General features: G+C 73.4%; 16 protein-coding genes. 9 read left to right on the top strand and 7 right to left on the bottom strand.

The features are described from left to right. Position 1 precedes the first annotated feature (1 nt). The 3 genes from AW27_RS30685 to AW27_RS30675 all read right to left on the bottom strand — a co-directional run bounded on the left by AW27_RS30685 (position 2) and on the right by AW27_RS30675 (position 3103). Positions 2-1066 carry a lactonase family protein gene (locus tag AW27_RS30685; RefSeq protein ID WP_037921728.1) on the bottom strand — a complete coding sequence of 355 codons (1065 nt, stop codon included), beginning with the start codon at positions 1064-1066 and terminating at the stop codon, positions 2-4. Positions 1067-1121: 55 nt separating this feature from the next. Further along, the gene (locus AW27_RS30680) at positions 1122-2258 is read right to left on the bottom strand and encodes a nitric oxide synthase oxygenase (RefSeq protein WP_037921726.1); all 1137 of its coding nucleotides are present in this window, start codon (positions 2256-2258) and stop codon (positions 1122-1124) included. A gap of 257 nt (positions 2259-2515) precedes the next feature. Further along, positions 2516-3103: a GNAT family N-acetyltransferase gene (locus tag AW27_RS30675; protein WP_037921724.1), complete on the bottom strand. Its 588-nt coding sequence runs from the start codon at positions 3101-3103 to the stop codon at positions 2516-2518. A 140-nt stretch (positions 3104-3243) separates the two neighbouring features. On the opposite strand from AW27_RS30675, the gene AW27_RS30670 reads away from it, so the two are divergent. Beyond that, positions 3244-5541: a HelD family protein gene (locus AW27_RS30670; protein ID WP_052030572.1), complete on the top strand. Its 2298-nt coding sequence runs from the start codon at positions 3244-3246 to the stop codon at positions 5539-5541. On the opposite strand, the gene AW27_RS30665 is transcribed toward AW27_RS30670, so the two are convergent. Then, positions 5531-7033, bottom strand: coding sequence for an FUSC family protein (locus tag AW27_RS30665; RefSeq protein WP_037921722.1), 1503 nt, complete (start codon positions 7031-7033; stop codon positions 5531-5533). The two genes, AW27_RS30670 and AW27_RS30665, sit on opposite strands and share 11 nt — an antisense overlap. Positions 7034-7403: 370 nt before the next feature. On the opposite strand from AW27_RS30665, the gene AW27_RS30660 reads away from it, so the two are divergent. Next, positions 7404-7874, top strand: coding sequence for a MarR family winged helix-turn-helix transcriptional regulator (locus AW27_RS30660; RefSeq protein ID WP_037921720.1), 471 nt, complete (start codon positions 7404-7406; stop codon positions 7872-7874). 140 nt (positions 7875-8014) lie between these two features. After that, on the top strand, positions 8015-11059 hold the full coding sequence (locus AW27_RS30655) for an AfsR/SARP family transcriptional regulator (protein ID WP_078556451.1): 3045 nt from the start codon (positions 8015-8017) through the stop codon (positions 11057-11059). Positions 11060-11191: 132 nt separating this feature from the next. On the opposite strand, the gene AW27_RS30650 is transcribed toward AW27_RS30655, so the two are convergent. Next, positions 11192-11398 carry a hypothetical protein gene (locus AW27_RS30650; RefSeq protein WP_037921718.1) on the bottom strand — a complete coding sequence of 69 codons (207 nt, stop codon included), beginning with the start codon at positions 11396-11398 and terminating at the stop codon, positions 11192-11194. A gap of 213 nt (positions 11399-11611) precedes the next feature. Here AW27_RS30650 and AW27_RS30645 point away from each other — a divergent pair, with 213 nt between their 5' ends. From AW27_RS30645 to AW27_RS30620, 6 genes are all read left to right on the top strand, one after another. Next, positions 11612-13474 (top strand): AfsR/SARP family transcriptional regulator, encoded by a 1863-nt coding sequence (locus AW27_RS30645; protein WP_304949934.1) that lies wholly within the window; start codon positions 11612-11614, stop codon positions 13472-13474. A 91-nt stretch (positions 13475-13565) separates the two neighbouring features. Next, a complete protein-coding gene (locus AW27_RS30640) occupies positions 13566-16856 on the top strand; it encodes a non-ribosomal peptide synthetase (RefSeq protein ID WP_052030570.1) in 3291 nt (1096 codons plus the stop codon). 54 nt (positions 16857-16910) lie between these two features. Further along, positions 16911-18311, top strand: a complete 1401-nt coding sequence (locus tag AW27_RS30635) for a serine hydroxymethyltransferase (RefSeq protein ID WP_078556449.1) — start codon at positions 16911-16913, stop codon at positions 18309-18311. Beyond that, a complete protein-coding gene (locus AW27_RS30630) occupies positions 18308-18997 on the top strand; it encodes a DUF2461 domain-containing protein (protein WP_052030568.1) in 690 nt (229 codons plus the stop codon). The genes AW27_RS30635 and AW27_RS30630 overlap by 4 nt, the downstream gene beginning before the upstream one ends. Continuing rightward, positions 18994-20100, top strand: coding sequence for a threonine aldolase family protein (locus tag AW27_RS30625; protein WP_063890586.1), 1107 nt, complete (start codon positions 18994-18996; stop codon positions 20098-20100). Before AW27_RS30630 ends, AW27_RS30625 begins: the two co-directional genes overlap by 4 nt. Beyond that, positions 20097-20678 (top strand): GNAT family N-acetyltransferase, encoded by a 582-nt coding sequence (locus AW27_RS30620; RefSeq protein WP_037921717.1) that lies wholly within the window; start codon positions 20097-20099, stop codon positions 20676-20678. Before AW27_RS30625 ends, AW27_RS30620 begins: the two co-directional genes overlap by 4 nt. A gap of 158 nt (positions 20679-20836) precedes the next feature. Here AW27_RS30620 and AW27_RS30615 read toward each other — a convergent pair whose 3' ends face one another. Further along, entirely contained in the window at positions 20837-21982 is a 1146-nt protein-coding gene (locus tag AW27_RS30615) for an acyl-CoA dehydrogenase family protein (protein ID WP_037921715.1), read from the bottom strand. After that, the gene (locus AW27_RS30610) at positions 21979-23169 is read right to left on the bottom strand and encodes an acyl-CoA dehydrogenase family protein (RefSeq protein ID WP_052030564.1); all 1191 of its coding nucleotides are present in this window, start codon (positions 23167-23169) and stop codon (positions 21979-21981) included. The genes AW27_RS30615 and AW27_RS30610 overlap by 4 nt, the downstream gene beginning before the upstream one ends. Between the last annotated feature and the right edge of the window lie 5 nt (positions 23170-23174).

Genomic DNA, 23174 nt, shown 5'->3' with positions numbered 1-23174 from the left:
CTCAGCCGAGGACCACGCAGGTGGCGGCGGGGACGGCGAGCGCGCCCGCCCTGTGCGGCCGCCCGGTCGACGGGTCCACGTCGAACCAGGTGACGTCTCCCGAGTGCTCGTTGGCCGCGTAGAGGCGGCTCCCGGTGGCGTCCGCGGCGAGGTCGCGCGGCCAGCTGCCGCCGCAGGCGACGGTGCCGGTGAGCCGCGGCCTCCCGGGCCCGTCGGCGAGGGACAGGGTGGCCAGCGCGTCGGTACCGCGGACGGCCGCCCAGACGAACCTCCCGTCCGGCGAGGCCACGATCGCCGATGGGTACGCCCGTACGACCCCTGAGGCACCCTCGGAGGCCACCGGAACCTCACCGACCGGCTCCAGCTGCCCCAGGGCGGTGTTCCAGCGGCAGACGGTCACCTGCGGCTCCAGCTCGTGCAGGACGTAGACGAACGCGTCCTCCGGGTGGAAGACCAGGTGGCGGGGGCCGGTACCGGCGCGCAGCGCCGTCTCGGCGTGCTGCCGCAGCCCGCCCGAGGCCGGGTCCGGCGCGCAGACCCGTACGGAATCGGTGCCGAGATCGACGCTCAGCACCCAGCGGCCGGTCGGGTCCGGCAGCACCTGGTGGGCGTGCGGACCCGCCTGCCGGGCGGCGTCGGGCCCGGAGCCCCGGTGTGCGAGGACGCGCGCCGGGCCGTGCGGGCGGCCCTCAGCGTCCAGGGGGAGGCTGCTGACGCTGCCCGAGGTGTAGTTCGCGGTGAACAGGCGACCTCCGGCCACGCTGACATGGGTGGGTCCGGAGCCGCCGACGGACACGGGTGCGCCGAGCGGGGCGAGGCCCCCGGCGGTGCGCCGGAACGCCGCCACCCCGCCCCGCTCGGTCTCGCTCACCGCGTAGAGGACGCCGGCGTCCCGCGCGAGGGCGAGGTACGACGGATCCTCGGCGGTGGCGACCGAGAGCGGGGTCAGCGCCCCGGTCTTCGGATCCACGGCCGCGATGGTGACACCGCGGCCGCCCCCCGAGGTGAAGGAGCCGATGTAGGCCCGGTGTTCGCCGCTTCGGTCCGTGCTGTCCGCGTCGCCCACAGGAAACCCCTCTCACCGCTTTCGGATCCGTCCCGAGCCGACGGTAACAGAAGGTCTAGACCAAATCCCGCCCCCGGGCTCGCTCCTGTGCGCCGGGATGGTGGACGTAGGCCGTGCTGCTGGGGCGGTCCTCGTAGGTGCGATGGAAGACCGGGGTCGCGGCGCCGGAGATCGGCGGCACGATCCAGGACCAGTCCGCCCCCACCTCGCGGCCTTTGCGCTCCTCGCGCTCCATGTGGGAGAGGAAGCGCCGGGACTCGCTGTGGTGGTCGGCGATCGTGACCCCCGCGCGGTCGAAGGAGTGCAGGACCGCCCGGTTGAGCTCGACGAGGGCACGGTCCTTCCACAGCGAGCGGTCGCTGGAGGTGTCCAGGCCCAGGCGGCGGGCGACGGCGGGGAGGAGGTTGTAGCGGTCGGTGTCGGCGAGATTGCGGGCGCCGATCTCGGTGCCCATGTACCAACCGTTGAAGGGGGCGGCCGGGTAGTGGATGCCGCCGACCTCCAGGCACATGTTGGAGATGGCCGGTACGGCGTGCCAGCGCAGGCCCCAGTCCTCCCAGCCGTCGCCGTCGGGGTGGCCGATCGGCACCTCCATGACCGCGTCCGCGGGGGTGTCGAACCACCTGGGCTTGTCGTCGGAGCCCTGGACCACCAGCGGGAGGAGGTCGAAGGGGGTGCCGGCCCCGCCGGACCAGCCGAGCCGGAGCAGGGCCTCGGTCAGCGGGGCGTTGCGGGCGTCGCCGACGGTTATCGAGGGATGGTCGCCGTAGCCGGCGTAGCGGACGAGCTGCTCGCTCCAGATCACCGGCCCCGGGCGCTGCGGGGTCTCCGGGGCGAACACCGTGATGGTGGGTCTGACCCGGCCGCCGTTCGTGGCCTCGCGCAGGTGGTCGAAGCATTCGGCCGCGATGGCGTCGGCGTCGGCGAGCCCGCGGCGGTCACGGACCCGCAGCGAGTTCCAGTAGAGCCTGCCTATGCAGCGGTTGCTGTTGCGCCAGGCCACGCGCGCCCCGTGGACGAGCTCCTCGGGGGTGTGCACGTAGGTCCCCGTGTCCGCGAGTTCCGCCCTCACGGCGGCGAGCCGAGCGCGCGGATCACCCGCGCCGGCGTGCTCCCGGTGGAAGAGTCGGATGAACTCCTCGGCCGCCTGCCACACCTGTGCGGTGGTGGAGCGCTGTTGAAGAATTTCCATTCCGGCGGGTTACCCCCTGTCCGACCAGATCCACCCTGTACGTGCCGGATGAATGTGCAGTAAACAATGACCCGTTGTACCTGCCGCAGGTCAGCGGCGTACCGTCCGGGCACCCGGAACACTCCTCCGGGTGATCCTCACGGAACGGGCTGCGAACAAGGGCCGCACAAGCGTACGATGCGGCGCGCGAGGCGGGTTGACGTTTCGTCAGACCCACTGCCGCACGCCGGCGCACCCCACGCGGGGGCGGGGTCGGATCAGCGGCAGGGCCGGCTCATGAAGAGCGCCTGCTCGCCGGCGGCGGGGGTGCCTCCGTAGAGGGCGGTGTCGAGGCCGCAGAAGGTGAACCCCATGCGCCGGTAGGCGTGCACGGCGGGGGCGTTGACCGAGCTGACCTCCAACCAGATGTGCTCCGCACCCCGCTCCCGGCCGAACTCGGCCGCGCACCCCATCAGGGCGCTGCCGATCCCGCGGCCCCGGTGGCCGGGTGCGACCTCGATGTCCTCGACCGTCAGACGCCGGTTCCACGCGGCGTAGCCGACGGCGGCGAAGCCACAGAGCTCGCCGCTGTCGAGGGCGACGAAGGTGCGCGTGTCCGCGTCCACGTCGGCCCCCCGGGGGCCTGCGATGCCCTGCTCGTCGTGCTCCTCGGGCGGGAACGCCCTGCGCACGGGCGGGTCCACGGGGACCTCGCGGAGCAGGAAGCCGGAACCGTCACCGGAGACGGCCACCTCGAAGACGGTGCGGGTGGTGAAGGAGCTGTCCAGGGCCGCGACGGCGCCCGCGTCCTCGGGGCGCGCGAGGCGGTAGACGATTCCGTCGGCCGGGCCGTGTGCGGTGGTCATGAGATCCACCGTACGCAAAAAATCCCCCGGCCGAATGGGCAACCGAGGGAGCGGAAGGCGTATATTTACCAGTTCGTGTTTTCGTGCGAACGAAGGCGCGATAAACGCAACGTGGGCACAGTATCGCGGCAGGAGTGCAATTGTCAACCGAGGAATTCCGGAAAGAGCAGCAATTCGTCACCGATCTCTATCGGCGCCTCGACGACCTGCGCGACCAGGCCGAACAGGCGGTGGAAAGCGCCTTGCGCGATGTGGGAAGCGGCTTTCAGGCGCGTCTGGAGCGCGATGTCCTGGTGGCTGAGCAGTCCGGTCTCCTGTCCGCCCTGAACGCCGGGGAGAACGGTCTCTGTTTCGGGCGCCTGGAGTTCTCGGACGGCCGCGACCACCACATCGGCCGCATCGGGATCCGCGCGGACGACACGGAACGCACTCCGCTGGTCCTGGACTGGCGCGCCGAGGCCGCCCGTCCCTTCTACCTCGCCACTGGACACACCCCGATGGGGTTGCGCCGGCGTCGGCACATCAGCAGCCGGGGCCGGGTGGTCACCGCCCTGCACGACGAGATCCTGGACCTGGCCGACGCGGAGCGCACCGGCCACGAGGGATCCGACGCCGACGCGGTCCTGCTGGCCGCGCTCGACGCCGCCCGCACCGGCCGCATGCACGACATCGTGCGGACGATCCAGGCCGACCAGGACCGGGTCATCCGCTCCCCGTACCGCGGGGTGCTCGTCGTCGAGGGCGGACCCGGCACCGGCAAGACCGCGGTCGCCCTGCACCGCGCGGCCTACCTGCTGTACGCCCACCGCGAGCTGCTCGCCAGGCGCGGTGTGCTGATCGTCGGGCCGGGTCCGGCCTTCCTCGGCTACATCGGCGGGGTCCTCCCCGCGCTCGGCGAGACGGGCGTGCTGCTGTCCACCCCGGGCGAGCTGTTCCCCGGGGTTCACGCCACCGGGACCGACCGCCCCGGGGCCGCCGCCGTGAAGGGCCGCGCCGCGATGGCCCAGGTCCTCGCCCGGGTCGTGGCCGACCGGCAGTGCCTGCCGGAGCACGTGCCGGCGGACAGCGGCGAGGAGTACGACACCGTCCCCGAGCCCGCGCTGGAGATCGACCACGACGACTACGGGACCCTGCTGCTGGACCGCACGATGGCCCACGGGGCACGGGATGCGGCCCGGGCCACCGGGCTGCCGCACAACCGGGCGAGGCCGGTCTTCGCCTTCCGGATCATCGACGCGCTCACCGCGCAGCTCGCCGACCGACTGGGCGCCGACCCGTACGGCGGACCGAACCTGCTCGGCCCCGACGATGTCGCCCAGCTCGGCAAGGAGATCGCCACGAGCCCCGCCGTGCACGCGGCGATCGACACGCTGTGGCCCCCGCTCACCCCGCAGCAACTGATCGTCGACTTCCTGGCAGAGCCCACGCACCTGCCCGACGACGAGGCCCGGCTCGTCCGGCGGGGCCCCTCGGCGCGGCCCGACTGGACCCCGGCCGACGTGCCGCTCCTGGACGAGGCGGCCGAGCTGCTCGGAGAGGACGACAGCGCGCTGCGCGCCGCCGAGGAGCGGCAGCGCGTGCGGCGCATCGCGTACGCGCAGGGCGTGCTGGACGTGTCCGCGGGTTCCCGGTCGTACGAGTTCGAGGACGAGGAGAGCGAGTACCTCGCGGCGCACGACATCATCGACGCCGAGCGGATGGCGGAGCGTCACGAGGAGGCCGACCACCGCAGCACCGCCGAGCGTGCCGCGGCCGACCGGACCTGGGCGTTCGGGCACGTCATCGTGGACGAGGCGCAGGAGCTGTCGGAGATGGCATGGCGGCTGCTCATGCGGCGCTGCCCGACCCGCTCGATGACCTTGGTCGGCGATCCGGCGCAGACCGGGGACGAGGCGGGCTGCGGGTCCTGGGAACGGATCCTCTCGCCGTACGTGGGCGAGCGCTGGGAGCTGGTCCGGCTGGGGGTGAACTACCGTACGCCGGCCGAGATCATGGAGGTGGCGGCGGCCGTGCTGCGCGAGCGCGATCCGGGCTTCGAACCACCGCGTTCGGTACGGGCCACCGGGGTGCGGCCGTGGGTGCGGGAGGCCGACGACCTCGCCGGGGCGGTTGCGCAGGCGGTGGAGCGGGAGCGGTCGGCCGGACGGCGGCTGGCGGTGATCGCGCCGCGGGATCTGCACGGGGCGCTGGCGGGCGGGCTGCCGGAGGTGCGGCAGGAGGAGGGGCCCGATCTGACGCGGGAGGTCGTCCTGCTGGATCCTCGCCAGGCCAAGGGGCTGGAGTTCGACACGGTGATCGTGGTGGAGCCGGCCGATCTGGGGCCGAGCGACCTGTACGTGGCGCTGACCCGGGCGACCCAGGCCCTGGGCGTGGTGCACTCCCCCGGCCGGACGCCCGCGGGGCGGGCGCCGGCCTGGGGCGGGCTGCTCAGGCGCTGATGACGAACGGTGCCTTGGGGTCGCTGCCCAGCGGCGTGGCCAGTTCGGCGAGGGCCCGCTCCAGGCCCTGGAGGTGGGCGAGCGCGGGCTCGGTCGTGGCGGCGGGCGGCGCGGTGGCGTCCGCCGACGCGGGGCCTTCGAGTTCCCTTTCCCCGACGGTCAGTGCCTGCACCGCGGCCTCGACGCGCCAGCAGGCCGCGGCGAGGCGGGCGTCGTGGCCGGCGTCCGGATCGGCGGCGACGGCCACCAGGCCGCGCACCTCGCGGGCGCAGTCGTCCAGCAGGGTGATGACCTGGCCGGCGCGGGCCTTGCGCGCGCGGAACGGACTGAGCGGGTGGACCAGCGGCGCGAGCGCCATCCGGACCCGGGCCAGCAGCGTCTCCAGCTCCGCGGCGTGCGGGGCGGGATCCGCCGCCGGGGAGCCCGCGAGGCGGGCGGTGGCCTCGGCGGTGGCCGCGTGCACGCAGAGCAGGGCGCGCTGGATCCAGGCGTCGTTCGTGGCGTGGGTGGTGACCGGCAGGACGAGGACCACGGCCAGCGCGGCGCACAGGGCCCCGACGGCGGTCTCCTCCAGGCGGAGCACGAGCAGGCCCGGGTCCAGCACGCCGAGGAGGCCGTAGAGCAGGCCTGCCATGAGCGTGACGGCGAGGATCATCCAGCTGTACGAGACGGCGGCCGTGTAGAAGATCCCGAACACGCAGGCCCCGACCAGGAGGGCGGTGGGCACGGGCGCGCCGTCCAGCGGGATCGCGATCAGCACCCCGGCCGCCACGCCGACGACGGTGCCCAGCACCCGGCGGAAGCCGCGGACGAGCGTCTCCCCGCGCGAGGCGGTGTTGACGAAGATCCACCAGGCGGTGCCGACGGCCCAGTACCAGCGCTCCTCGGAGAGCACCTGGCCGACGCTGAGGGCGACGGCGCAGGCGGCGGTCGCCTGGAAGGCCTGGCGGGTCGTGTGCCGGGCCAGGCCGCGGCCGGGCAGCGGCGCGGGGGCGGCGGGCGGCGGGGTGCGCCGCTCGATGGGCCACAGCAGGAAGCGCACGGCCGCGGCGGCGCCGAGGGCGAGGCCCACGGCGGCGTACAGCTCGGGGAGCTGCGCGGGGAGGGCGTGCAGGAACTGCGTGATGAAGAAGTTCATGAACGCGAAGATCCCCAGGGCATGACCGCGCGGACCCCAGCGGCGGGCGTAGACCCCGCAGAAGACGACGAGGACGAAGGCTGCGTCGCGCAGCGGGGTGACCCCGTGCAGGGCGGTGGCGAGGGCCAGGACCGGGAATCCGGCAGCGGGAAGCAGGGCGGTGGTGGCGGCCTGGCGGCGCACGCTGGCGTCGGTGACGGTGAAGAGCGCGAGCAGGGCGGCGAGGCCGCCGGTGATGGAAGCGGTCAGGGAGAGACCGCACAGTTCGGCGAGGGCTGCGGCGGCGCCGACGCCGATCACGGCGCGGGCCGAGGTCCTGAGCCGCAGGCGCCCCGGATCCGGAGCTACGAACATCCTCTTCACAGCGGTGTGCCGCCCCCCTGGAACGGTGCGCGCCGGCCCGGCGCCGCCCGGGGGTGGTGGGCGGCGGACGGGCACGGCGAAGGCGCCGCGCTCCGGAACCGGCCTCGTTGCCGTCCGGCGCTGCACGGCGCCGTAAGTACATGGATAGGACACAGATAAGCACCTGGAGGCCCACTGGCTCAACTCGTGACCGGTGGGCAGTGCCATTGGCATGGCCCCTGAGGGGATTCGTCGGCCATGACGCGGCCAACGGACCAGTCGGGGAGGCTGCTCGACCTCGACCGCGCAGGGCTCTCGTCCGGGCGACCACGCGCTGTTATCGTGCAGCGACCCGGGGGGCGTACGGAAGGGGGGGCCGGCGTTGACGCGTACAGCGGAGTCCGGGCAAGTCGAGGCGTTCAGCCGGGCCGCCGTGGCGGTCTTCCGACTGAACGGACGGTTCACCGCGGCCGTGGACCGGCTGGCGCTGTCGGTCGGGCTCAGCGCGGCACGCTGGCAGATCCTGAGCACGGTGACGGACGAGTCGCTGTCGGTCTCCGAGGTCGCCCGGCGGGTGGGGACCACCCGGCAGAGCGTGCAGCGCATAGCCGACCTGCTCGTGTCCCAGGGGCTCGCCGCCTACCTGGACAATCCGGCGCACCGGCGGGCGAAGCTCCTCGCCGCCACCGAGCGGGGCGCGGCGGCGAAGCGGGAGATCGACTCCTGCCTGGCGGAGCTGGCTCGGCATCTGTGCGAGAGCCTGGGGGGCGAGGAGGAGGTGCACCGGACGGCCGAGATGCTTCGGGGACTGTCGGGCGCCCTGTCCTCGGTCGGCGGCGGCGACTCTCCGTGATGAACCCTCCGGTGCTCTACGCCTATACGGACAAGCTGGCCTGAAACAGCCGGTGATTTTCCCAAAGGTTGACTGCACCGAGGAATCGTCTTTGCGGTACCGTTCGCGCCTGACGCGGGGTTTCAAAGGCGGGGGACCTGTTGAATCGGTTTGTCTTCAGACTGCTGGGGCCACTGCTCGTCCAGGCCGAGGACGGCCCCTTGCGCATCAACGGCCGGCGCCAGGCGACCGTCCTCGCGATGCTGGTGCTCTACGCCGACCGCGTCGTCTCGGTGGACACCCTGGTGGACGCCGTCTGGCCGGATTCCCCTCCCGCGACGGCGCGGAACCAGATCGCGATCTGCGTGGCCACCCTGCGCAAGACCTTCAAGCAGGCGGGAGTGACCGACCTGCTGATCACCTCTCCCCCCGGCTACCTGCTGGCCAAGGGCGAGCACCGCATCGACGTCCAGGAGTTCCTGGAACGGGCCGACCAGGGCCGCGATGCCGCCCGGCACGGCCGCACCGAGGAGGCCTGCACGCTGTTCGAGGAGGCGCTCAGCATCTGGCGGGGCTCGGCGCTCGACGAGACGCCCGGGTCCCGGCTGGAGGCCGAGGCGACGCGCCTGGAACAGGTGAGGCTCACGCTGATCGAGGAGCGCGCAGGGCTGATGCTCCAGCTGGGCCGGCACCGTGTACTGATCGGCGAACTCACGGAACTGGTGGCCCGGCACCCGCTGCGCGAGCAGTGCCGCGAGCACCTCATGCTCGCCCTGTACCGGTCGGGCCAGCGGGCCGAGGCCCTCGACGTCTTCCTGCACGGCCGCCGGTTACTGACCGAGCAGCTCGGGATCGAGCCCGGTCCGGGGCTGCGCCAGCTGCACGACCTGATCCTGCGGGACTCACCGGAACTGACCCGGCCCCCGGCCGTGGTCACCCCCGCACCCGCCGCCGTGCACACGATTCCGGCGCAACTCCCGGCCGGGGTCATGGCGTTCACCGGGCGCCAACGCGAGATGGCCTCGCTGGACCGGCTGCTGAAGGAACCGTACAACCCGCACACCCCCGCCCTGGCGACGATCGTGGGCGTGGGCGGGGTGGGCAAGACGGCACTGGCGGTGCACTGGGCGAGCCAGGTCGCCGACCAGTTCCCGGACGGTCAGCTCTTCGCCGACCTGCGGGGATACGACGAGGAGCAGGCACCGGTGTCCCCCGCCGCCGTGCTCGACCGCTTCCTGCGCGCTCTCGGCATCGCCGCACCCCAGGTCCCGGCCGACCCCGACGAGCGGGCCTCACTGCTGCGGAGTCTGCTCAGCACCCGCAAAACGCTGATCGTCCTGGACAACGTACGCTCCTTCCAACAGCTCAGACCCCTGCTGCCCGGCGGCGGACGCAGCGTGGTGCTGGCCACCAGCCGGGAGAACCTGGGTGACCTGACCGGCGACTACACGGCGCTGAGCATCCGGCTGCGGATGCTGGAACCGGCCGAGGCGACCGCCCTCCTGATCAAACTGGCCGGGGCGGACCGGTTCGGCAGCGACCCGGTGGCGGTGGAGCAGCTCGGCGCGCTCTGCGACTGCCTGCCGCTGGCACTGCGGATCGCCGGAGCGCGGCTGGCGGCCAAGCCCAACCTGAGCGTGCGCAGCCTGGTGGAGCGGCTGCGCGACCACCGGTCCCGACTCGACGTACTGAGCCCGGGAGAGGGCGGGGTGCGGGCCGGCTTCCGGCTCACCTACCGGGACCTGCCGCCGGAGGCGGCCCGGATGTACCGGCGCCTCGGGCTGCTGCGCACGGCGGACTTCGCCGCCTGGGCGGGCGCGGCCGTACTGGACACCAGCGTGTGGCACGCGGAGGAGCTGATCGACCACCTGGTCGACGCCCAGCTGCTGGAGGTGGCGGAGGCGGCGCCGGGCCGGCCGGCCCGCTACCGGTTCCAGGACCTGCTGCGGCTGTTCGCCCGGGAGCGGGCGGAGTCGGACGAGCCGGAGGAGGAGACGGACGCCGCGCTGGAGCGGGCCTTCGGGGCCTGGCTCTGGCTGGCGGAGGAGGCGCACCGGCGGATCGACGGCAGGCGGTTCCCGGTGGGCCGGCCGGCGGCGCCCGCGCCCGGCTTCCTCGGCGAGCTCGCCGAGGAACTGCTGGGCTCGCCGATGGAGTGGTTCGAGTCGGAGCGCACCGCGGTGACCGACGTGGTGGCCCAGGCGGCGGAGACGGGCCGGGCCGGCTACGCCTGGATGCTGACCGAGAGCGCGGTTCCGCACTTCGAGACGAAGAACTACCTGGAGGACTGGCAGCGCAGCGCCGAACAGGCCCTGGCCTCGGCCCGGCGGGCCGGCGACGAACAGGGCGAGGCGACGATGCTGCGGCTCCTGGGGTCGCTGGCGATCTACCAGCGGCGCTACGAGCAGGCCGAGGGCTGGAACATGGCCGCGCTGCGGCTGTTGCGCAGCACCGGTGACCTGGACGGGGCGGCGCTCGCGCAGCGGAACCTGGCCATGTGCGCACGTTTCCAGGGTGACTGGGAGCGGGCGCTGGAGTACTGCGAGGCGGCCCTGAGTGGTTTCCACGCCTCCGGCGACATCGGGAACGAGGCCCATCTGCTGGGCTTCCAGGCGCAGATCGAGCTGGACCGGGGAAACGTGTCGGCCGCGCTGCCGCTCGCGGAACAGGCGGTGGCACTGAGCCGGCGTACCGGATCGGTGCGGGCGGAGGCGCAGAGCGTGTACCGGCTGGCCGAAGTGCGGCTGCGTGCGGGCGATCTGGGTGAGGCCGGCAAGGCGTTCGGCGCCGTACTGCGACTCACCCGCGGTGAGGGCGACCGGGTCGGCGAGGCCCACGCGCTGCGGGGTCTGGGGCAGACGCAGTGGAGCCAGGGCCTGCTGCAGGCGGCGGGGGACACGCTGCAACAGGCCCTGGAGATCACTGATGAGCTGGCGGACCGGTTTCTCTACGCGCGGGTGGAAACGGACCTCGGATGCGTGGACGCACTCGGGGGCCGCTGTGCGGAGGCGGCGGAGAGGTTCCGGCGGGCCTGTGCCGGCTTCGGCGAGGTCGGCGCGCAGCCCTGGCGGGCGCAGGCGGGCCGGCTGCTGACGGCCGTGCGGGAGGCAGCGGGAGAACCGGGCCGTGGGGAGTCCGGAGGGCTGCCGCATCGTTCCTTCACTCCGGAGGAACTGACGGCCCTGCTGGCGCATCCGGCGGACTGACGCCCGTCCGGTACGGATCGGGCCTCGGCGGCGGCATGCGCGCGAGTGCGGGATTGCGGTGGTGCGGTGGTGCGGTGGTGCGGTGGTGCGGGTTCGCGGTGGTGCGGTGCGTGGGCGGGCGCCGGCCGTCGGTCAGCCCCAGGGCATGTCGCCGTGGGTGCCGGCGGAGCCCGGGTGCGAGGGGTGCACCGGCTTGACGATCCCCCACGGCATGTCGTCCGCCACGACGCTCGTGCCCCCGTCCGCCGTGACGGCCGAGACGGCCCCGGTACCCACGAACATTCCCGCAAGAACGACCAGGCAGGCGGCCGTCGTCTTCGCCGTCCGGGTGCTGCGCATCTCGGGTTCCCCTCTCGGTGGATCATCTCTGCACCGCTCGCTGCGGCACGAACGGAACAGTAGGGACGGCTCCTTTCTCTTCCGTGTTCCACCGATTTCGCGACCCGGGCACACCGCGAAATCGACACGATATCGAGGAGACAACGGACTCTTCTAGCTTCGTTCGAAGATTCTTCTCAGGAATCACGGATGGGGCGGTACATGGAATTCCGAGTGCTCGGGCCAGTAGAGGTACGGCGGGACGGCCACCGGGTCGCGTTCTCCGGAGCGAAGCTGCACACCGTGCTCGCGGCGCTCCTCCTGGCCCGCGAAGAGGTCGTGTCGGACGATCGGCTGTGCCGGCTGCTGTGGGGCTGGGCGCCTCCGGCCACGGTCAGCGCACAGCTCTACACCTATATTTCGCGCCTGCGCAAGATTCTCGGCGACGATGTGACGATCGATCGCAGACCGCCGGGATATGCCATGAGCATCGGTAATGCGACCGTCGACCTGGACGAATTCGAGAAGCTGGCGCTCGCCGGCCGCGAGGCACTGGTCAAAGAGGACTACGAACGCGCCGGAGAGCTGCTGCGCGACGCCCTGGCCCGGTGGAACGGCCAGCCGTTCGCGAACGCCACGGAATACCTCGCGGACGCCGAGGCCCCGCGGCTGACGGAGGCCCGGGCCGTGACCCTGGAGCACCGCATCGCCGCGGACCTCGCCCTCGGCCGGCACGAGCAGATCACCGGTGAGCTCACCGGGCTGGTCGCCGAGTTCCCGTTGCGCGAGCGCATCCGCTGCCAGCTGATGACCGCCCTGTGCCGGTCCGGACGGCAGGCGGACGCCATCCACCTCTACCACCACGGCCGCGCGGTACTGGCGGACGAGCTCGGGATCAATCCGGGCGAGGAGCTCCAGGCCACCTACCGGGCGCTGCTCGACGGCACACTCGACCGCCGGCCGGTGGCCGCGCCCGCCGTACGCGCGGCCACCCGGCCGCGGCCGTCCGGACCGTCGGCCGCGACCCCGGCGATGCTGCCGCCGGACACCGTCGACTTCACAGGCCGGGGACCGGAACTGGAACTGGTGTGCCGCGCGCTCGCCCCCGATCGGCAGAGCTCCGGACGACCCCGCCGGGTGCTGGTCACCGGCATGGCGGGGCTGGGCAAGACCGCCCTGGCCGTGCACGCGGCCCACCGCTGCCAACGACACTTCCCCGACGGGCAGTTGTACGCCGATCTGCGCGCCGCGGACGGTACCCCGCGGCACCCCGCCCGAGTGCTGCGCCTTCTGCTGCGGGCGCTGGGCCCGATGGACGACGTACCGGCCGCCGACGACCAGGACCAGTTGGTGCGCCTGTACCGGGAGCGGACCCGGGGCAGGCGGCTGCTGATCGTGCTGGACAACGCCTCGGGCGCCGCCCAGCTGGGCCCGCTGCTGCCCAACACCCCCGAGCCCGCCGTACTGGTGACAGGGCGTACGGCGCTGCCCACGGTGGCCGGGGCGCACACCGTGGCCCTCGCCCCCTTGCAGCCGCGGGACTCGCTGGAACTCCTCGCCGCTGCGGCCGGCCCCGCCCGGGTGGCGGCCGCCCCGTGCGCCGCCTCCGCGATCGTCGAGCACTGCGCCGGCCTGCCCCTGGCGCTGCGGATCGTCGGAACCCGGATCGCGGCCCGGCCGCACTGCACTCCTGACCGGCTGGCCCGCAGGCTGGCGGACCCCGTCACCCGGCTGCGTGAGCTGCACTCCGGCGACCTGGACGTGCACACCTCCCTGCTGCCGTCCTGGCGTGCCCTGGAACCGGAGGTGCGGGCGGTGTTCCCGGCGCTGGCCGCGCTGGGAGCGCTGCCCTTCCCGGCCGCCGAGGCGGCGACGGCACTGGACCTGCCGGAGGCGGAGGCAGAGCGGCTGCTGGAGGCGCTCGCCGACGCGGCCCTGTTGGAGGTGAGCGGCGCCGACGAGTGGGGCCAGCCCTGCTACCTGTTCCATCCGCTCGTACGCCTCTTCGCGCTCTCCCTGGCGCAGGGGCGGGCTCCGGTGTCCGGCGGGCCGGCCGGCCTCGCGGAGCATAACCGGCGGCTAACTCGCCGCCCCTAGCCTCGCCCTGCCCCGCAGCAGGGCGTCCCCGGCCCGCATCCACCCGTGCACGCAACAGCCAACGGCCCGTAACACCGAATGGAGTTGGACCATGACCGAGCTCCTGCCCGCCCGCGCGGACAGTGCCGCGTCCTTCCCGATGACCGAGACGCAGCAGGCACTGATGATCGGGCGGGGCGAAGCCGTCGAGATGGGCGGCATCGGCTGCTACGGATACTTCGAGTGGGAGCGCGCCGACCTCGACCCGGAGCGGTTCGCCACCGCCTGGCGCAGGGTGGTCGCTCGCCACGACATGCTCCGGGCGATCGGCAGCACGGACGGCACCCAGTGGGTGCCGTCCGACCCGCTGCCGTTCGAGATACCGGTCGTGGACCTGCGCCACCTGTCCGCCGTTGCCGCCCGTGAGCACCTCGCCGCCCTGCGCGAGGAGATGAGCCACGTGGTCTTCCCGGTGGGCAGCTGGCCGCTGTTCGACCTGCGGATCTTCCGGCTGGGCGGCCCCGAGAACCTCGGCCGCGTCCACCTGGGGATCGACCTGCAGGTGCTGGACGCCTCCAGCGCCTTCCAGGTGCTCTTCCCCGAGCTGGTCGACCTGTACGAGAACCCGGAGGCGGAACTCCCCCAGCCCGGAATCGGCTTCGCCGAATACGCCCGCTGGCGCGCCGAGGCCCTGCCGCACACCGAGGCCTTTCGCGCCGCGCGCGACTACTGGGTGGAGCGCGTGCCCACCCTGCCGCCGGCCCCGTCGCTGCCCACCGGCGGCTCCGGCGGGGACACCGGCGAAGTCCGCTTCGACCGGCGCGAGCACCGTCTCTCCCCCGCCGACTGGCAGCAGTTCTCCGCGCGGGCGCACGGAGCGGGCCTGACCCCGTCGGTGCTGCTCACCGCGGCCTTCGCCGAGGTGGTCCGGGCCTGGGCGGAGGAGTCCGACTTCACGATCAACTACCCGGTCTTCCAGCGCCCGGCCGTGCACCCGGACATCACCGGCGTGCTCGGCGACTTCACCAATGCGGTGATGCTCGCCGCCGACGGTTCCGGCGCGACCTTCCTGGACCGCGCACACGCCCTGCGCGACCAGCTCGCCCGCGACGTGGAGCACGGGGCCTTCAACGGCGTGCGCGTCCTGCGGGAGCTGACCCGCCTGCACGGTGTGGGCGCGCAGGCGGGGATGCCCGTGGTCGTCACCAGCCTGCTCGACTACCCGGTGCGCCGGCCGGTCACGGACCTGGGCCGGGAGGTGTACTCGATCTCGCAGACCCCGCAGGTGACGCTCGACGTGCAGCTGCGCGAACTGGCCGGAGAGCTCCGCGTCATCTGGGACTTCGTGGACGGCGCCTTCGCTCCCGGGTTCGTCGACGCCGCCTTCGGCGTGTACGTGGACCTCCTGGAACGGCTCACCGACGACCCGGACAGCCTGCACACCACCCGCTTCGACCTGATCCCGCCAGCCGAGCGGGAGCTGCGCCGCAAGGTCAACGACACCGCCGGGCAGATCCCGTACACCACCCTGCACGAGCTGTTCGCCCGGCAGGCCGAGCTCACACCCGACGCGGAGGCCGTGGTGGACGCCACCGGGCGGCGGCTCAGCTATGCCGAGCTGGCCGCGTACGCCTGGCGGATCGGGCACACCCTGCGCGAGCACGGGGCGGCTCCCGGCGAGCTGGTCGCCGTCGTGATGGAGAAGGGCTGGGAGCAGTACGCCGCGGTGTACGGGATCCTCGCCTCCGGCGCGGCCTACCTGCCACTGGACGCCTCCGTGCCGCCGGAGCGGCTGCGCCGGCTGCTGGCCGAGGCCAAGGTCGACCGGATCCTCACGCAGTCCTCGCTGGAGTCCCGGATCAGCTGGCCGCCCACCGCCCGCCGGTATCGGGTGGACAAGGACTTCGAGACCGGCACCGCCACGCGGCCCGACACCGCGCAGACTCCGGCGGACCTCGCGTACACGATCTTCACCTCGGGCTCGACGGGCGAGCCGAAGGGCGTGATGGTCGACCACATCGGTGTGGTCAACCTGATCCGCGACGTCGCGGCACGCTTCGAGGTCGGTGCACGGGACCGGCTGCTGGCCATCTCGGGGCTGCACTTCGACGCGTCCATCTACGACGTCTTCGGGGTGCTCACGCAGGGCGGGACCGTGGTGGTGCCGCCGCCGTTCGACCACGCCGAACCCGATGTCTGGGCCGATCTGGTGCAGACGGAACGGGTCACGCTCTGGAACTCCGTGCCCGTCCTGATGGAGCTGCTCGTCGGCGAGGCCGAGGTGCGCGAGCGCCGCGGCGGCGGCCGGCCGCTGGAGTCGCTGCGGCTGTCGGTGCTCTCCGGCGACTGGATCCCGCTGACCCTGCCGGACCGGCTGCGCGCGCAGAGCCCGCGGATCCAGGTCGTGGGCTCGGGCGGTCCGACCGAGACGATCTGCTGGTCGCTGTTCCAGCCGATCGGCGAGGTCGACCCGTCCTGGACGAGCATCCCCTACGGCAAGCCGATCACCAACCAGCGCTACTACATCGTCGACGGCGCGGCGTACGAGCGCCCCCTCGGGGTCGTCGGCGAGATGGCCGTGGCCAGTGACGTCGGCCTCGCGCTCGGCTACTGGAACGACGCCGATCGCACCGCGAGCCGCTTCGTGCGCCTGCCGGAGACGGGCGAACGCGCCTATCTGACCGGCGACCTGGGCCGCTACCTGCCGGACGGCAGCATCGAGATCCTGGGCCGGGACGACTTCCAGGTCAAGATCCAGGGCCACCGGATCGAGCTGGGCGAGATCGAGGCCGTGCTGCGTCAGGACGAGGAGGTCGAGGCGGCCGTGGTGGTGGCCCCCGCCAGCGCCCACGGGGTGCGGCGCCTGCACGCCTTCGTGGTCGCCGGCGCCGACGGCGATGCCGCCGCGGCGGACCGGGTGCTGGAGCGGCTCGCCGCGCAGCTGCCCGGCTCCATGGTGCCCGCCACGCTGACCGTGCTGGACCAGCTGCCGCTGACCCGCAACGGCAAGGTCGACCGGCTGCGGCTGGCCTCCTCCGCCGGGAGCCGGCAGTCCGCCGACGACGAGGCCGCACGGGAGGGCGGGGACGGGACGGGCAGCGCGCTGGAGCTGGTGCTGTGCGCGGCCGTCGCCGACATCCTCGGTCTGGACGGGGTGGCGCCCGGCGACAACTTCTTCACCCTGGGCGGCGATTCGCTCAGCGGGACCCGGCTCGCGGGGCTGCTGGGGCAGCTGCTCGGGGTGCCGGTACCGGTCAAGACCGTGTTCCAGAACCCGGTGGTCTCCGAGCTCGCCGAGAAGATCGCCGCGGACGGGCAGCACGGTGCGGAAGCGGTCCGGGCAGCCGAGGCCTTCGGTGCGCTGGAGGCCGACGGGACGGACACCGCCGATGCGGCCCGCTGAGGACACCGGCGCATCCAGCACGGCCATCACGGACGATTCCGAGAGGGGACAGTCATGAGTCTCACCCTGCCCGCGCCCGTCAGCGATCCGCTGGACGGGGACGGACACCGGGGCGGCGCACCGCGGGTGCCCGTGCCGGACCTGGCCGCATTCTCCGCGCACGCCAACACCCGGCTGAGAGAGAGCGATTCCGTCCTGTACGACTTGCTGGCGCGGGAGTCGGCGCGCCAGCACGAGACGCTGATGATGGTCGCGGCGTCCAGTGTCGCGGACCCGTCCGTGCTGGCCTGCGAGGGCAGCGCGCTCGGGAACCTGACCGCGGAGGGGTATCCCGGCAACCGCTACCACGCGGGCTGCGGCATCGCCGACGACATCGAGCGCCTCGCGATCGAGCGGGCGTGCGCCGCCTTCGGGGCACAGGATGCGATCGTGCAGCCGCACTCGGGGTCCTCCGCCAACCTCGCCGTGATCACGGCGCTGCTGAGTCCGGGCGACAGCCTGCTCGGGCTCGACCTGGACTGCGGCGGCCACCTGACCCACGGCTCCCCCGCCTCGGTGACCGGCCGGTACTACCGCGCCCACGGCTACCGGGTGACACCGGAAGGGCTCCTCGACTACGACCAGATCCGTGAAATGGCCCTGAAACACCGGCCGAAGCTCATCGTGTGCGGGGCGAGCGCGTACCCGCGCAGCATCGACTTCGCCCGGTTCCGGGAGATCGCGGACGAGGCCAACGCCTACCTCCTCGCCGACATCTCGCACATCGCGGGACTGGTCGCGGCCGGCCTGCACCAGAGCCCGGTCGACCACGCCCACGTGACGACCACCAGCACCTACAAGCAGCTGTACGGTCCGCGCGGTGGGCTGATCCTGCTGGGCCGCGAGGCCCGCAGGCCCGGACCAGAGCGCGGCACGCTGGCCGCGACCCTGCGCCGTGCCGTGTTCCCCTTCACCCAGGGCACCCCCGACCTGGCGTCCGTGGCGGCCAAGGCCCGTGCGCTGGCCTTCGTGGCGAGCCCTGACTTCGCGGAGGTCGCCAAGCGGCTGGCCGACGGCGCGCAGGCGATCGCGGAGCGGCTCCTGGACCGGGGCTTCCGGCTCGTCACGGGTGGTACGGACACCCACATGGTGCTGCTCGACCTGCGCGGCAGCGGCGTCACCGGGGACGTGGCCGAGGAGGCCTTGGAGGCCTGCGGGATCGTCGTCAACCGCAACCGCGTCCCCGGAGACACCACACCCGTACGCGTGACGGGGGGCCTGCGGCTGGGGACCAACACGCTGGCCGCGCGCGGAATGGACCGGACGGTTGCCGCCGAGTGCGCCGACCTGGTCGCGGACGTCCTGACGGCGCTGGCCGCGCCGGGCGGCAGCCTGCCGGATGACCTGCGCGACCGGGTCCGCACCCGGGTCGGCGAGCTGTGCGCCGCCCACCCCCTTCCGGGGTACCTGCCGTGACCTTCAGCGGCTTCCCGCCCTCGGCACTGCGCCTGTACGAGGACCTCGCGGCCGACAACAGCAAGGAGGCGTGGCGGCTGCGCCACCGCGAGCGGTACGAGCGTGACGTACGTGCGCCGATGGACGAGCTGGCCGCTGAACTGGGCACGTTCTTCGAGGAGTGGGCCGGGCCGGACGCGGTGCGGGTGCTCGGCCCGGTCCGGGACACCCGGATGTCCCACGACAAGTCCCCGTACAAGACCTACCAGGGCGCCTATCTGGACTTGCTGCCCTGCCTCGGCCTGTGGGTGCACCTGGACCGGGACGGGCTGTACGCCTCCGGCCGCTGGTACCCGTACGCCGGGGCCGAGGTCGCCCGCTACCGTACCGCCGTCGAGGAGGAGGACGGCGGCACGGAGCTGGCAGCGATCGCGGCCCGGCTGACGGAGCAGGGCTTCGCGCTGGGCGGGGACCGGCTCAGGTCCCGGCCGCGGGGAGTGCCCGCGGACCACCCGCGGCTGGACCTGCTGCGCCACCGCAAGATCGACGCGGGGCGCCGGTACGGTCCGGCCGCGGGCCTGCACACGGCGCGCGCCGGGGAACTCGTAAGGGAGACCTGGCTGCTGGTGCGGCCGCTGCTGGACTGGATGGCGGCGCGCGATCTGACCCCGAAGCCCCGTGAGCGAGGAGTTGAGGAACCGTCATGAACACCGACAGCTCCGGCATCGTCGATCTGCGCAGCGACACGGTGACCCGGCCGGGTCCCGGAATGCGGGCCGCGATGGCCGGCGCGGAGGTCGGTGACGACCTCTTCGGGGAGGATCCGACCGTCCGCGCCCTGGAAGAGCGCCTCGCCGGTCTCTTCGGTTTCCCGGCCGCCCTGTTCACACCCTCGGGAGTGATGGCCAACCAGATCGCGCTCCAGCTCCTGGTCGCCCCCGGCGAGGAGCTCGTGTGCGACGCGGAGGCGCACGTCCTGGCCCACGAGGAGGCCTCCCCCGCCCGCTACGGCGGGATCCAGACGCGTACGGTGGCGGCGGAGCGCGGGGTGGTCACCGCGGCGCTGCTGGCCGGCACGGTCCGGCGGGGCAACGCGTACACCCTGGGCACGCGGGCCGTGGAGGTGGAGCAGACCCACACCCGGGCCGGCGGTACCGTCCACCCGCTGGAGACGCTGCGCGAGGTGCGCGAGCTGACCTCCGGCGCGGGTGTGGCCGTCCACATGGACGGCGCCCGGATCTGGAACGCGATGGCCGCGACCGGGACGGCGGCGGCGCAGTACGGGGAGACCGCCGACTCGCTCTCGGTGTGCCTGTCGAAGGGGCTGGGCGCGCCGGTCGGTTCGGTGCTCCTGCTCCGGTCCGAACATCTGCCCAGGGCGCGGAAGCTGCGGCACGGCCTGGGCGGCGGCATGCGTCAGTCGGGCATCCTGGCGGCTGCGGGGCTGTACGCCCTGGACCACCACGTGGAGCGGATCGGCGAGGACCACGACCACGCCGGGCTGCTGGCGGCGGGGTTGCGGGACGCGGGCTTCCCCGTGCGCCCGCCCGAGACCAACATCGTCCTCGTCGAGGTGCCGGGCGCCGACGAGGTCGTCGCACGGGCATCGCAGGAAGGAGTGCTGGTGACCGCGCCGGACCCGGACACCGTCCGGCTGGTCACGCATCTGGACGCAGGGGACAAGGCGTGTCGGCGCGCCCTGGAGGTGCTGACCGCCGTGATGACCGACGTCGTCGCCGGGGCGCGCAGGACCGCGCCGGCGGGACGCTCGCAAGAACAAGAAGCGGAAGAGAGCGAAGTAACAGCATGAGTTTAGAAGTCCGGCCCGCCACGGCGGATCTGTGGGACGACGTCCGACGGGTGCTCCAGCCCCGCAAGAGCGCGCACACGTGCTGGTGCATGGCGTGGCGGCTGACCACCGGCGACTACGGGCGGATGACCGCCGAGGAGCGGGGCGAGCACCTGCGCACCCTCACCGAGAAGGCGGACCCGCCGCCGGGGGTCCTCGGCTTCCTCGACGGTGAGGTGGCCGGCTGGTGCAACGTGGCCCCGCGCCGCCAGCTCGACCGGCTCACCTCCTCCAAGACGATCAAGCCGGTGGACGAGCTGCCGGTGTGGTCGGTGACCTGCTTCGTCGTGCGCAAGGAGTTCCGCGGCAAGGGGGTCGCCTCCGGTCTGTTGGAGGGGGCCGTCGAGCACGCGCGGGCCAACGGCGCGCCCGCCGTCGAGGGTTACCCGGTGGACCCCGAGGGCGGCCGGGTGAACCCGACCCTCGCCTATGTCGGGACGATAGACATGTTCGAACGGGCCGGCTTCCGCCGGATCCAGCGCACCGAGGCCAAGAGCGACAAGCGGCACCGCTGGATCATGCGCCGCGACCTGGTCTGACGGTCGCGCCGGTGGTGCAGGGAAGGGGCTCCCGCGGTGCGGGGGCCCCTTCCTCGTGTCCGGGTCTACCGGGTCGTGCCCGAGCCGTACCCGGTCGTGTCCGCGACGTCCCGCCGGGCCCCGCGGCGCCGGCGCAGGCCGCCGCGGGGCCCGGCGGATCAGGGGGTGTGCGCCGCGGTGTCCCACAGGTGGGCGGGGCGTCCGCAGCGCAGGGCCTCCCATGCCGCGCGCCGATAGCAGCCGGCGACCAGGCCGTCCCGCACGAGACCGGAGGCGCCGTGCAGGTGGACCGCGTCCCGCGTCACGTCGAGCGCGGTCTCCGCCGTGAGGGCGATCAGCCCGGCGGCCTCCCCGGGGGTGAGGCGGCCCTCGTCGAGGTCGCGGGCCGCGTCGCCGACGGCCCAGCGCACGGCGTCCAGTCGGGCCAGGAGCCCGGCGACCCGCAGCCGGGGCCCCTGGTGCTTGACCAGGGCCTGGCCGAACTGCTGCCGTCCGCGGATCCGGGAGACGACCGCGGTCAGGGCGGCCGCGGTGATGCCGGCCAGCAGGGACGCCTGGTGGACGGCGGCGCGCAGGCCGACCCGGGCGAGGGCCTGCTCGGCGGCGATCCCTCGCAGCAGTACCGAGGAGGCCGGGATCCGTGCCTCGTCGAAGACGGCACCGGCGACCGCTCCCCCGCCGTGGTCGCGCAGCGGGCGTACGGTCACGCCCTGCGCGGGCAGGCCGACGAGGGCGACGCAGGGGCCGTCGGGACCGCTCGCCAGGACCAGCAGGGCGTCCGGCCCGACGCCGGCGGCGAACGGGCCTCCCGTGCCGGTCAGGACGATGCCCGCGCCGTCACCGTCCGGTTTCCAGGCGATCCCCGGCGGTACGGAGCCGCGCGGATCGGGCAGCCGGCCCGGGACGGCGAGCTGGAGCTCGCCGGCGCGCACCCGGTCCAGCAGGTCCTCGGTGCCCTCGGGGGCGAGGGGGCCGAGGGCGGAGAGCACGTCGAGCGCGAGCAGGGTGTCGGCGAGCGGGACCGGCTGCATCGCATTGCCGGCCTCCTCGCAGACCATGGCGAGCACGGCCTGGCCGAGGTCGAGGCCCTCCTTCTCGATGGGGAGGGCGAACTCCCAGGCCCCGACCTGGGTCAGCGCCTCCCAGGCGCCCGCGGGGGTCTCCCCGTCGACCTCCAGGCCCTGCCGCACGGTGAGCCGGAGTTGCCGGAAGAGCGAGTCCTCGTCCTCCCGCTCCCGCCACCGCTCGGGCGCCTCGCCGGCCGCCCCGTCCGTACCGCTCCCGTTGACCGCCTGGGTCGTCACGGCCGTACCTCCGCCCCTGAGTCGAGACGCAGCCGGGCCAGCGTCTCCAGCATCATTTCGGCGGTGCCGCCGGATATCCGCATCCCCGGGGCTTCACGCATCGCCGAATCGAGTGGGTGGGCCACCCCGTCGACCTCCGGGTCGTCGAGGGTCATGCTCGTGTCGCCGTCGAGTTCGGCGGCCCACCAGGCCACCTCCGCGGCGAGTTCGGTGGTGTACCACTTCGCGGCGGCGGCCTCGTCCTCGTTGAGCTCGCCCCGGTCGAGGCGGGTGAGGACGCGGCGGACCAGGGTGCCGGCCGCGAGCAGCCGGGCGTTGAGCTTGGCCAGGCCGATCTGGTCGTGCTGGCCGGCCTCCAGCCGGTCGGTGTGGGCCTCCAGCCGGTCGACGGCGGCCCGGTACCAACGCAGCGCCTTGACGTAGTAGTCGAGACCGGTGCGTTCGAAGGCCAATGTCTTGACGACGATCGCCCAGCCTTGGCCGATGCCGCCGACGACGTCGTCGGCGGTGACGGACACCCCGTCGAGGGCGACTTCGTGGAAGGCGTCGTCGCCGATGCCCGGGATCTGCCGGATGGTGACGCCCGGCTGGTCCAGTGGCACGAGGAACAGGCTGAAGGCGTCGTCCTCACCGCGGGCCAGGCACAGGCCGTAGTCGGCGAAACGGGCGAAGAGGGAGTGGACCTTGGTGCCGTAGAGCTTGTAGCCGCCGCGGCCGTCGGAGACGGCGCGGGTGGAGAGGATGTTGAGGTCGGAGCCTGCCTGCGGCTCGCTGAAGAGGACGCATCCGAAGGAGGTGCCGGCGGCGAAACCGGGCAGGTGGCGCGCCTTCATCTGCGGGCCGGCGACATGGAGCAGGGTGGATCCGACGATCTGCACGGTGAGCGTGTGCAGCAGGTCGGGAACGTCGTGCATGGCGAGTTCCTCGACCAGCACGGCGGCCGCGACCTGACTGACGCCCCGCCCCCCGTACTCCTCGGGCCACTGGGGTGCGAGCAGGCCCCGTTCGCCCAGGGCCCGGTGGATGGGCCGGGGGTCCCGGGTGCGCCGGGCCTCGGCGACGGGGGCGGACACCAGGATGTCGTGGATGTCCTCGCGCAGGGCCCGCATGGGGGTGCGGGGCACGTCGGCCCCGCTCCGTACGAGCCCGCAGTCCGCGGGCGCGCGGTAGAACTCGGTGGTGAGCACGGGCA

The sequence above is a fragment of the Streptomyces sp. PCS3-D2 genome (assembly GCF_000612545.2).
Classification (GTDB): Bacteria; Actinomycetota; Actinomycetes; order Streptomycetales; family Streptomycetaceae; genus Streptomyces.
This window is presented reverse-complemented; position numbering and strand designations above follow the sequence as displayed.